We start from the raw sequence: 11,710 nt of genomic DNA, 5'->3' as shown, positions 1-11,710 counted from the left end.
CTGCACGACCCACCAATGCAAAAAAGCGCCCTAAAGGCGCTTTTTTGCTATCTGCGATATATAAGATTCGAACCTGCCGCAGGTTCGAGTCGACAAAATTGTCGGGAACAATTTTGCACAACGCGTAGCGTTGCCCGAAGGGCGAGTCTCAGGATGAGACGAGTAGCGAAGAGAGACAACGGAGCCGCCTGCGGCGACAGCCCGGAGGGCGAGCGAAGCGAGTCATCCTGCACGACCCACCAATGTAAAAAAGCGCCCTAAAGGCGCTTTTTTGCTATCTGCGATAGACAAAGCCGACACGGGCCTTCATCTTGCTATCCGGCACAGACCATCAATTCACCAGCGCCGCAATCAGCTTCTCCAGCGCGGGCGTCGCCTGCTGTTGGTCATAGACGATATACAAATCTGCGGGTATGCGTTCTTCCAGCGGGCGAAACACCACCCCCGGCCACGTCATTTGCGCATAGCTATCAGCGATGAGCGTAATACCTATCCCCATACTGACCATCGCCAGAACCGTTTGCGGCTCCATCACTTCACGGATAATCATCGGTGAGAATCCGGCGCTCTGGCACACGCGCTGCAAAAACGTCCAGTCGGTATGTATTGAAGGCATGGTGACAAAATATTCGTTACGCAACGCCGCAAGCGGGATCGCCTTACGCGCGGCAAGCGGATGCTCTTCCGGCATGGCCACCAGAAAAGAGGATTCGTGCAATCGCAGGCTGGTAAATCCAGGAGAAGGCGCTGTCGCCATTCGCCAGACGCCGGCGTCCAGCTCGCGTCGTTCCAGCATCGCCATCTGCATGGCGGGCATGTTCTCGCGGAAAAGCACCTCTACGTTAGGGTTCTCTTTCAAAAAACGCCGCATCACCGGACGCATTTTTCCCCACATAGCCGTACCTATCACGCCCAACTCTACCCGTCCCGCCTCACCCCGCCCAATCTGTTCCACGCGCGCCAACGCCTGATTCGCGCTGGAAAGCAGACGACGGGACTCCTCCATCAGGATTTTTCCTGCGTGGGTCAACGCTACGCTGCGGGAGTGGCGAACAAACAGCAGCGTGCCAAGCTGCTGCTCCAGGTCTTTAATGTGAATGCTGAGCGGAGGTTGCGACATGTTCAGACGGGCCGCCGCACGACCAAAATGCAGCTCTTCGGCAACAGCCAGAAAATAGCGCAATAACTTCAGATCGATACGATGCGTGCGTTCCATGGGTCATGCGCTCCTGAGGCATAAAGATAATGCGCAAAGTTACCACACTGCATCAGAAAAAATGAAACGGCGGAACATGTGCCCGCCGCGGAAGAGGATTAATGCGTCAGCGCTTTTTTCATTAACTTCTCAGGTTCATGTTTATATTTGAAGAACGCGGCAAAAATAACCGCCAGCAGCAATGAATAGGCCGCGAACACCAGCCAGATGGTCTGCCACTCTTTTACGCCATCAACAGAGAAGTAATCCACGGCCATGCCGCTGAGAACCGAACCTACCCATGCGCCAACACCGTTCACCATGGTCATAAACAACCCCTGCGCGCTGGCGCGAATATGCGCCCCCGCCTCTTGCTCTACGAACACCGATCCTGAAATATTAAAAAAGTCGAATGCGCAGCCGTAAACGATCATCGACATCAGCAGCAGAACAAAACCGAACGGAGACGGATCGCCAAAGGCAAAAAAGCCAAAGCGCAGCGTCCACGCCAGCATACTCATCAGCATGACCGTTTTAATGCCAAAGCGTTTCAGAAAGAATGGAATGGTGAGAATAAAGGCGACTTCCGCCATCTGCGAAACCGAAAGCAAAATAGAGGGATAGCGTACGACAAAGCTGTCGGCAAACGCCGGGTTGCGGGCGAAATCATGCAGAAAGGGGTTACCGAAGACGTTGGTTATTTGCAGTACCGCCCCGAGCATCATCGCGAAGAAAAAGAAAATGGCCATCCGCGGATTTTTAAACAATACGAATGCATCCAGTCCCAGCCTCGTGGCCAATGTGGCGCCAGGTTTCTTCTCGGTCACAGCAATTTTCGGTAGCGTAAGCGCATAAATCGCCAGTAATAACGACGCGGCAGAGGCGATATACAGCTGCGCGCTGCTCAGCTCCAGCCCCATCAGGCTCACCGTCCACATGGCGACAATAAAACCAAGAGTGCCAAATACGCGAACAGGAGGAAACGCGGTCGCCGGATCCTGGCCGGACTGTGCCAGACATGAATAGGAGATGCTATTAGACAACGAGATAGTCGGCATATAGGCCATCGCGTTAATCAGCATTACCCAGAACATCGTCTCCGGATCGGTGACGGTCGTTGCATAAAGAAGCACGCCCGCGCAGACCAGGTGGCAGAGCATATAGGCCCGTTCTGCACGTAGCCATTTATCGGCAACGATCCCCATAATGGCGGGCATGATAATGGCCGCCAGCCCTTTGGAACTATAGACAATGCCGACATTTGCCCCGGTGAAATGCAGTGTGTTTATCATGTAAGAACCCAGGGTGACCAGCCAGCTACCCCAGATAAAATATTGCAAAAACGACATGAGTTTTAAGCGAGAGGCGATACCCATTTTTCCGTTCCTTGCCATTAAAGTAAGACCCCGCAAGCGGGGTCAATATTTATTATTTTTTCAGGCCAGTTTGCGTAAGAAGCCGCAGATCAGGTTAATAAAGTTCTGCCGGGAGAGTTCGGCCGCTGCCAGGGTTTGCGCGTGAGATAGTTTCACATCGCCGAGGCCCTCAGCCAGATTGGTAATGGCTGAGACGGCCACCACTTTCAGCTCGCAATGGCGGGCAGCGATGACTTCCGGCACGACGGACATCCCCACCACATCGCCGCCGATAATCTGCATCATGCGAATCTCCGCCGCCGTTTCAAAATTCGGCCCGGGATAAGAGACAAATACGCCTTCAGTCAGCGGAAACCCCTCCTCCTCCGCTACGCGCTGCAGAACGGCGCGGTAATCCGCGTCATAGGCGTTGGCCAGGGAGAAGAAGCGTTCGCCGAAGCGCTCATCATTCAGGCCCACCATTGGCGTACCCGGCATCGTGTTAATATGATCGCTGAGCGCCACCAGACTTCCCGGCCCCACTTCCGGACGTAAAGAACCGGCCGCGTTAGTACAAAACAGCAGTTCACACCCCAGCAGCTTTAGCGTCCGGATGGCATCAGTCATCACCGTCATGCCCCGACCTTCATAGAAGTGCCCACGCCCTTTCATGCAGGCAACGGGTACGCCGGCCAGATTTCCAAGCACCAGTTCGCCGGCATGGCCGTGCACGGTACTCACCGGAAAGCCGGGCAGCTTCTCGTAAGATATCGCCACCGCATCTTCAATTTGTTCCGCCAGCGCCCCGAGACCCGACCCCAGGATAAAGGCCACCCGCGGCGTAAAATCCGGCTTATATCCGCGAATAATATCGGCGCTATACCAGGGATTCTGTGAGAAAAGCGTGTCGCTCATAAGCTGTCCTTAAAAACTGAAAGATCGATAAAGTGATTGGCTACCATGCTGTTATAACGATGCTACGCAATCGATTACCAATACAGTTTTCCCGGACGTTTGATATTAAAAAGCTATTGATTTCATTTCTGATACAAGGGGTCGTTTTCGCGTAAGGCGGTCAGCTGGCCAGCCTGCTGCCGCACCACCTCCCACAGCGCCTCTGCGGCTGTCGATAGCGAGCGGTTTTTACGCCGCGCCAGCATCAGCTGGCGTTCCACCACCGGGGTGAGTCGCTTCACCTGCAGATGACTTCCCTGAGGGAGCGGCAGCGCTAACGCAGGTAGGATGCTGATGCCTATCCCCGACTCAACCATTGGAAATAGCGTGGCCGGATGACCGATTTCCTGCACGATATTTGCGGTAACGGCGAATCCCGCGAGCGCGGCGTCAATCAGCGGCCGGCTACCCGAAGCATAATCCTGCAAAACCAGCCGCTGGTCATGCAGCGCATGCCAGCTCACCGCGTCCCTTTTAGCGAAAGGGTGATCGCGACGGCAAAGCAGCAGGAAAGGTTCAGCGAGAACCGCCTCACACTGCAAATCGGTCGCGGCGCCAGGGTCGATAACAATGCCAAAATCAACTTCTCCCTGACGGATGCTCTCCAGCACCCACTGCTGGGGGCGATCGTGCAAAACGAAATCTATCTCCGGATAGCGACGGTTGCTGTAGGCGATGCACTGCGGGATCAGATGGGCGGAAATGGTCTGGCTGGCCGCCACCCGCACGGTTCCCATAAGCTGCTGCCCGACGCGCCCGGCCTCACGCAACGTGCCGTTTAACTCATCCAGCAGGCGCTCAAGCCGGGCCGCCAGCTGCTGTCCGGCTTCCGTGAGCACCACTTCGCGCGTCGTTCGGTCAAGCAGGCGTACGCCGGTCTGATGTTCCAGCTCTTTCACGCTGTGGCTTACCGCTGACTGACTCAGGCCAATACTCTCCCCTGCCCGGCTAAAGCTTTTGACGCGAGCAACGGTCACAAAAACCTTCAACTGACGTAGCGAATAATTCATCTCTTTTTTTCATGAATAGATGCAATAAATCGATTTTATTTCTCAAACTAAAGAAAGCACAATAGCGACATCGATTTTCAGGAGCGTTTATGAAATTTTTCCGCATTCTTGATCCATTCACCCTGACATTAGTCACCGTCGTCCTGCTGGCCTCCTTTTTTCCTGCGCGCGGCGGATTTGTCCCCTTCTTTGAACATTTAACCACCGCCGCCATCGCGCTGCTTTTCTTTATGCACGGCGCCAAGCTCTCCCGTGAGGCGATCGTTGCCGGGGGCAGCCACTGGCGTTTACATCTCTGGGTCATGTGCAGCACGTTTATCGTTTTTCCCGTACTTGGCGTGCTATTCGCCTGGTGGGCGCCCGTTAACGTCGATCCGGCGCTCTATTCCGGGTTTATTTATCTCTGCATTCTTCCCGCCACCGTCCAGTCAGCCATTGCGTTTACCTCTCTGGCGGGCGGCAACGTGGCGGCTGCGGTATGCTCGGCTTCGGCCTCAAGCCTGCTGGGGATCTTCATTTCGCCGCTGCTGGTCGGCCTGTTGATGAACCTGCACGGTGCGGGGGGGAGTCTGGAGCAGGTTGGCAAAATCATGCTGCAGCTGCTGCTGCCGTTTGTGCTGGGACATCTCTCTCGTCCGTGGATTGGCAACTGGGTGGCAAAACATAAAAAGTGGATCTCGAAAACCGACCAGACCTCCATCCTGCTGGTGGTCTATTCGGCGTTCAGCGAGGCGGTTGTTAACGGTATCTGGCACAAAGTCGGCGTCGGTTCGCTGCTGTTTATCGTTATTGTCAGCATGGTGCTGCTGGCGATTGTGATTGCGATTAACGTCTTTGTGGCGCGCAGGTGCGGGTTTAATAAAGCGGATGAAATTACGATTGTCTTTTGCGGGTCGAAAAAGAGCCTGGCGAACGGCATTCCGATGGCCAACATTCTCTTCCCGACCTCTATCCTGGGGATAATGGTTCTGCCGCTGATGATCTTCCATCAGATTCAGCTTATGGTCTGTGCGGTGCTGGCGCGGCGCTATAAGCGCCAGGCCGAAGCGTTACAGGCGCAGGAGAAAAGCCGCGCCTCCGAAGCCTAACGCGGGCGCTTAAGGGGCTCGACCAGGCTGGTCAGCCCCTCCGTTTTAATCAATAGCGTTAATGCCATCAGCTCGCCAAGATGCCCGGCGGGAAATTGATCCTTACGGGCAAACCACAGCAAATACTCTTCCGGCACATCGATTAAGCGCCGCCCTTTGTATTTACCAAACGGCATTTCCGTGTTGGCAATCTCAATAAGCTGATCTTTATCCACGCGACTCTCCGAGCAAACGCAGCATTTCGTCTTCATCGATCACCGCAATTCCCAGCTCCTGCGCTTTGGCAAGCTTAGAGCCCGCCGCCTCCCCGGCGATGACCAGGTCGGTCTTCTTCGACACGCTGCCCGCCACCTTCGCCCCCAGCGCAACCAGCCGGGCTTTCGCATCGTCACGGGAGAGCTGACTCAGGCTACCGGTCAGAACCACCGTTTTGCCGGCAAAGGGGCTATCAATCTCTTCCGCATTGACCACGACCGGCGCCGGCCAGCGGACGCCTTCTTTACGCAGCTGAGCAATCACTTCGCGGTTGCTCTCTTCGGCAAAGAAATTACGCACGTGCGTGGCAACCACAATCCCGACATCGGGCACTTTTTGCAGATCGTCAATTGAAGCCTGCTCCAGCGCCTCAATGGTGCCAAAGTGGGCCGCTAAACCGGCTGCCGTCGCCTCACCGACTTCGCGGATCCCCAGCGCATAAAGGAAACGGGCAAAGGTGGTCTCTTTGGACTTCTCCAGGGCATCCACCACGTTCTGCGCTGATTTGGGCCCCATGCGATCGAGCCCGGTGAGTTTACCCGGCGTCAGTTGGAAGAGATCGGCCGGCGTATGCACGTACTCTTTTTCAACCAGCTGATCGATGATTTTATCGCCCATACCGTCAACGTCCAGGGCGCGACGGGAGACAAAATGCTTGAGCGCTTCTTTACGCTGGGCGCCGCAGATCAGACCGCCGGTACAGCGCGTCACCACTTCGCCTTCCACGCGTTCAACGTCGGAATGACATACCGGACAATGGGTGGGGAACACGATCTCACGCGTCTCCTCCGGGCGTTCTGAGAGCACGACGTTCACGACCTGAGGGATAACATCGCCGGCGCGGCGAATGACCACCTTATCGCCGATACGCAGCCCCAGACGCTCGATTTCATCAGCATTATGCAGCGTCGCGTTGCTGACCAGGACCCCGGCGACGTGTACCGGCTCCAGACGCGCAACCGGCGTGATGGCGCCAGTGCGCCCGACCTGAAACTCAACGTCGCGCACGAAAGTCATCTGTTCCTGCGCCGGAAACTTAAACGCCACCGCCCAGCGCGGCGCGCGTGCTACGAAGCCAAGCTGTTCCTGCAGCGCCAGCGAATCGACCTTGATGACCACGCCGTCGATATCAAACCCCAGCTTCGGCCGATCCTCTTCAACCTGGCGATAGTAATTAAGCACTTCCTCTGGCGTATGGCAGAGCTTTACACGCTCGCTGACCGGCAGCCCCCAGGACTTAAACTGCTGCAAGCGCGCCGAGTGGCTGGCAGGCAGCTCGCCGCCTTCCAGCACGCCCACGCCGTAGCAAAAGAAAGTGAGCGGACGCTTCGCGGTAATTCGCGGATCGAGCTGGCGTAAAGACCCCGCCGCCGCGTTACGCGGGTTAGCAAAGACTTTACCTCCGGTTCGCCGCGCCTCTTCATTAATTTTTTCGAACCCTGCCTGCGGCAGGAACACCTCTCCGCGCACCTCAAGCCGCTGCGGAATATTGTCACCGCGTAGCTTCAGGGGAATCGCGCGAATGGTACGCACGTTCGAGGTAATATCTTCACCGGTCGTTCCATCGCCGCGGGTCGCCGCCTGCACCAGCAGGCCGTTTTCATAAAGGATACTGACCGCCAGGCCATCCAGCTTGAGCTCGCAGCAGTAAGTCAGGTTATCGGTATTTTTCAGGCGATCCTGTACCCGCTTGTTGAACGCGAGGAAGCTCTCCTCATCAAAAACGTTGTCCAGCGACAGCATCGGGACTTCATGGCGAATCTGGCTAAAAGAGGCTAACGGTGCGGCACCGACGCGCTGGGTGGGCGAGTCCGGGGTGATCAGCTCAGGGTGCTGAGCTTCCAGCTCGCGCAGTTCGCGCATTAACCGATCGTATTCCGCATCAGGGATTTCCGGCGTATCCATGACGTGGTAGAGATATTCATGATGGCGAAGCGTGGTTCGCAGTTCAGTCAGTTTTTGTTCGTTCGATTCCATATCACACCATCAATGATAAAAAACCCCCGACGGGCGGGGGTTCAGGATAAGTAGATGAAACGCAAGAAGATGAATCAGGCGTTAGCCTCTTTCACTTCACGAATTCGGTCTTGATATTCACGCAATTTTTGCGGCGTCATCATACGACGCTGGTCATCCAGCACTACGCCGCCGACTTCATCGGCAATGTACTGCGCGGACTGCAGCATCAGCTTAAAGTTTTGCAGTTCATCGCCAAAGGACGGAACCTGCATAAAGATAGTCACCCCGGGCGTCATCATATCCGCCATGCTGTCAGGATTGAAGGTGCCAGGCTTAACCATATTGGCCAGACTGAAGAGCACCTGACCGCTGCCGTCCGGGCTGAGGTGGCGATGGAAAATATTCATATCGCCAAATTTGAAGCCCGCCTGCTGGATGCTATTGATGAGTAGCTCGCCGTTGAGCTGCGAACCGTGGTGCGCAGCGACGTTCATCACGATGACCGTCTCCTTACGCTCTTTAGGCTGCGGCGCGGCCTGCTGCGGCTCAGGGGCCTGAGGTTCCGGCGCCGGCTGCGGCTCTGGAGCGGCGGCAGGTTGTTGAACCGGCTGCTGCACATGCTGAACGGGCTGCTGCGCATGCTGAACGGGCTGCTGCGCATGCTGAACGGGTTGCTGCACATGCGGAACGGGCTGCGGCTGTACCGGCTGCTGAGGCGGCACGGCGCGCTGCGGCTGCTGGACCGGGGCCTGGGCGTGAACGGGCTGATGTTGCGGCGGCTGCGGTGCACGGACAGGCTCTTCCGGGCGCACAGGTGGCTGTTGCGCCTGACGCTCATAAGGAGGCTGATACTGGTGCTGCGGCTGACGAGGTGCTTCATGCTCCCCATGAACGCCATTCGACGCATGACTGGTCCGATGAACCCGGACTTCACCAACGCCTTCAACATCGTCATCAAAGTCGTCGCCTTCCGACGCTTCATCGTCGCGAGACTTCATACGTTTCAGTGGGCGATCGCGAAACATCGAGGAGCGTTCTTTACGGCTGGTCCAGAAACCGTGCACCAGTAAAGCGATTATGGCGATCGCGCCAACAATGATTAATATCAGACGCAAATCCTGCATCATTATATTCTCTGTTGTTCTAACACCTTGCCACCACGGCAAACATTTACTCACTAAGAGTATTTGCCGATTACATCAAGTGCAAGTGCGTCGGGGGCTTTCACTACATAAAGATGAACTAAATCGTGCTTTTTGCTGTTTTTTCGAACATTTCCTAACTGGTTATTGTCTGCTAACCCGATAAAATAGCCCGGCATTCAGCCTGGATGTCAAAAAAGGAGCATTACCTGACTATGGTTTCATCATCCGTAACGACCCCGCGCAGTGGCGTCTACTATTTTTCGCAGGGTTGGAAGCTGATCGGGCTGCCGGGGATCCGTCGATACGTATTCCTCCCTTTACTCGTCAACATTATTCTGATGGGCGGCGCATTCTGGTGGCTGTTCACGCGTCTGGACAGCTGGATCCCTTCGTTGATGAGCCATGTTCCTGAATGGCTGCAATGGCTTAACTATCTGCTGTGGCCCATGGTGGTCATTTCTATTCTGCTTGTCTTCGGCTACTTCTTCTCGACAATCGCCAACTGGATTGCCGCGCCCTTTAGCGGCCTGCTGGCCGAGCAGCTTGAAGCGCGCCTGACGGGCGCGACGCCGCCGGACGTCGGGGTTTTCGGCATCCTGAAAGATGTGCCGCGCATCATGAAGCGCGAATGGCAGAAGTTCGCCTGGTACCTGCCGCGGGCCATCGTCCTTTTGCTTCTCTACTTTATCCCCGGTATCGGCCAGACCGTCGCCCCCGTGCTGTGGTTCCTGTTCAGCGCCTGGATGCTGGCGATTCAGTACTGCGATTACCCTTTTGATAACCATAAGGTGCCGTTTAAAACGATGCGTCAGGCGCTGCGCACGCGCAAAGTGACCAATATGCAGTTTGGCGCCCTGACCAGCCTGTTTACCATGATCCCGGTGCTAAACCTGGTCATCCTGCCCGTCGCGATTTGCGGCGCGACGGCGATGTGGGTCGATTGCTACCGTGACAAACACGCCATGTGGAAGTAGCGCTATCGCTTTCGGAGCGGCTTATGCCGCTCCTTATTACTTCTGGCTTGCCATTATTTCTCTTCTGAATATAGATATGCTAAATCCTTACTTCCGCATATTCTTTAAGCGGGTATGCTGAAGCCGTACTCCCAAATTTCATACAGTTAAGGACGGGCCATGAGTAAGATTTTTGAAGATAACTCCCTGACTATCGGCCATACGCCGCTGGTACGACTGAACCGCATCGGTAACGGACGCATCCTGGCAAAGGTAGAATCTCGTAACCCGAGCTTTAGCGTAAAATGCCGTATCGGTGCCAATATGATTTGGGATGCCGAAAAACGCGGCGTGCTGAAGCCCGGCGTTGAGCTGGTGGAACCGACCAGCGGTAATACCGGTATCGCGCTGGCGTACGTGGCTGCGGCGCGCGGTTATAAACTGACGCTGACGATGCCGGAGACCATGAGCATCGAACGCCGCAAGCTGCTGAAGGCCCTGGGCGCTAACCTGGTGCTGACCGAAGGCGCCAAGGGGATGAAAGGCGCCATCCAGAAAGCCGAAGAAATTGTCGCCAGCGACCCGGAAAAATTCCTCCTGCTCCAGCAGTTCAGCAACCCGGCCAACCCGGAAATTCATGAAAAAACCACCGGCCCGGAAATCTGGGAAGATACCGATGGTCAAATCGACGTCTTCATCTCCGGCGTCGGTACTGGCGGTACGCTGACCGGCGTGAGCCGCTATATCAAAGGCACCAAAGGTAAAAAAGATCTGATTACCGTTGCCGTTGAACCTACCGACTCCCCGGTTATCGCCCAGGCGCTGGCAGGCGAAGAGCTGAAGCCAGGCCCGCACAAAATCCAGGGTATTGGCGCAGGCTTTATCCCAGGCAACCTGGATTTGAAGCTGGTGGATAAAGTAGTGGCTATTACCAATGATGAAGCCATTTCCACCGCCCGTCGCCTGATGGAAGAGGAAGGCATTCTGGCCGGCATCTCTTCCGGCGCTGCCGTTGCCGCTGCGCTGAAGCTGCAGGAGGATGAAGCCTTTACCAACAAGAATATTGTGGTTATCCTACCCTCTTCAGGTGAGCGCTATTTAAGCACCGCATTGTTTGCCGATCTCTTCACCGAGAAAGAACTGCAACAGTAATGCCAGCTTGTTAATATCGTGTAAAAAAGCACCTTTTCAGGTGCTTTTTTGTGGCGCACATCAAACTTTTACCCCTCCTGGCATTGATTCACTTCGTTGGGTCTGGTATTTAACCAGCACATTTATTTCGATGCGCGAAATTATTCCGATTTGGATTTCCATAAGCTGAATCGATTTTATGATTTGGTTCAAGTCTTCCTTTAGCGGCATAATGTTTAATGACGTGGTAGACGTTAACGGCCTGAAGGTTTCCACAGCGATTTTCCGCTGATGGTGCCGGAGCCGGATACGTGATGCCGGCGCTAACGATACAGGCTAAAGTTTGGCCGTTAGGCTAAACTTTAGGTCCACAACACTAAACCTATAAGTTGGGGAAATATAATGTTCCAGCAAGAAGTTACTATTACCGCTCCGAACGGTCTGCACACCCGCCCTGCTGCTCAGTTTGTTAAAGAAGCAAAAGGCTTCACTTCTGAGATCACTGTAACCTCCAACGGCAAAAGCGCCAGCGCCAAAAGCCTGTTCAAACTGCAGACTCTGGGCCTGACCCAGGGTACCGTTGTCACTCTCTCTGCCGAAGGCGAAGACGAGCAAAAAGCAGTTGAGCATCTGGTAAAACTGATGGCTGAACTCGAGTAAGTTCA

Annotated in this window: 11 protein-coding genes; 4 read left to right on the top strand and 7 right to left on the bottom strand. The window is 55.2% G+C overall.

Annotated features, from left to right (window positions below; translation table 11 throughout):
• Positions 1–331: 331 nt before the first annotated feature.
• The 4 genes from ABLU67_RS26030 to ABLU67_RS26015 form a co-directional block, all read right to left on the bottom strand.
• Entirely contained in the window at positions 332–1,216 is an 885-nt protein-coding gene (locus tag ABLU67_RS26030) for a LysR family transcriptional regulator (protein WP_014230307.1), read from the bottom strand.
• A gap of 98 nt (positions 1,217–1,314) precedes the next feature.
• Positions 1,315–2,571, bottom strand: a complete 1,257-nt coding sequence (locus ABLU67_RS26025) for a nucleoside permease (protein ID WP_014230308.1) — start codon at positions 2,569–2,571, stop codon at positions 1,315–1,317.
• A 60-nt stretch (positions 2,572–2,631) separates the two neighbouring features.
• Positions 2,632–3,465 carry a xanthosine phosphorylase gene (gene xapA / locus ABLU67_RS26020; RefSeq protein ID WP_014230309.1) on the bottom strand — a complete coding sequence of 278 codons (834 nt, stop codon included), beginning with the start codon at positions 3,463–3,465 and terminating at the stop codon, positions 2,632–2,634.
• 122 nt (positions 3,466–3,587) lie between these two features.
• A complete protein-coding gene (locus ABLU67_RS26015; RefSeq protein ID WP_032693079.1) occupies positions 3,588–4,514 on the bottom strand; it encodes a LysR family transcriptional regulator in 927 nt (308 codons plus the stop codon).
• Positions 4,515–4,603: 89 nt separating this feature from the next.
• Between ABLU67_RS26015 and ABLU67_RS26010 the strand changes: the two genes are divergently transcribed.
• On the top strand, positions 4,604–5,602 hold the full coding sequence (locus ABLU67_RS26010) for a bile acid:sodium symporter family protein (RefSeq protein WP_348852595.1): 999 nt from the start codon (positions 4,604–4,606) through the stop codon (positions 5,600–5,602).
• Here ABLU67_RS26010 and ABLU67_RS26005 read toward each other — a convergent pair.
• The 3 genes from ABLU67_RS26005 to zipA all read right to left on the bottom strand — a co-directional run bounded on the left by ABLU67_RS26005 (position 5,599) and on the right by zipA (position 8,943).
• Positions 5,599–5,817, bottom strand: a complete 219-nt coding sequence (locus ABLU67_RS26005) for a DUF3820 family protein (protein ID WP_004123346.1) — start codon at positions 5,815–5,817, stop codon at positions 5,599–5,601. The two genes, ABLU67_RS26010 and ABLU67_RS26005, sit on opposite strands and share 4 nt — an antisense overlap.
• Complete coding sequence (ligA, locus tag ABLU67_RS26000) at positions 5,810–7,834, bottom strand: NAD-dependent DNA ligase LigA (protein WP_348852594.1); 2,025 nt, start codon at positions 7,832–7,834, stop codon at positions 5,810–5,812. The genes ABLU67_RS26005 and ligA overlap by 8 nt, the downstream gene beginning before the upstream one ends.
• A gap of 74 nt (positions 7,835–7,908) precedes the next feature.
• Positions 7,909–8,943 (bottom strand): cell division protein ZipA, encoded by a 1,035-nt coding sequence (zipA, locus tag ABLU67_RS25995; RefSeq protein WP_348852593.1) that lies wholly within the window; start codon positions 8,941–8,943, stop codon positions 7,909–7,911.
• A 230-nt stretch (positions 8,944–9,173) separates the two neighbouring features.
• On the opposite strand from zipA, the gene cysZ reads away from it, so the two are divergent.
• The 3 genes from cysZ (at position 9,174) to ptsH (ending at position 11,705) form a co-directional block, all read left to right on the top strand.
• Positions 9,174–9,935 carry a sulfate transporter CysZ gene (cysZ, locus tag ABLU67_RS25990; protein ID WP_009654873.1) on the top strand — a complete coding sequence of 254 codons (762 nt, stop codon included), beginning with the start codon at positions 9,174–9,176 and terminating at the stop codon, positions 9,933–9,935.
• Positions 9,936–10,094: 159 nt separating this feature from the next.
• Positions 10,095–11,066, top strand: coding sequence for a cysteine synthase A (cysK, locus tag ABLU67_RS25985; RefSeq protein ID WP_025106638.1), 972 nt, complete (start codon positions 10,095–10,097; stop codon positions 11,064–11,066).
• Positions 11,067–11,447: 381 nt separating this feature from the next.
• Positions 11,448–11,705, top strand: a complete 258-nt coding sequence (ptsH, locus tag ABLU67_RS25980) for a phosphocarrier protein Hpr (RefSeq protein ID WP_002913505.1) — start codon at positions 11,448–11,450, stop codon at positions 11,703–11,705.
• Positions 11,706–11,710 lie beyond the last annotated feature (5 nt).

The sequence above is a fragment of the Klebsiella sp. GN_Kp190 genome, assembly GCF_040061795.1.
Classification (GTDB): Bacteria; Pseudomonadota; Gammaproteobacteria; order Enterobacterales; family Enterobacteriaceae; genus Klebsiella; species Klebsiella michiganensis.
The sequence above is the reverse complement of the archived record's forward strand: the minus strand, read 5'-3'. Positions and strand labels throughout refer to the sequence as shown.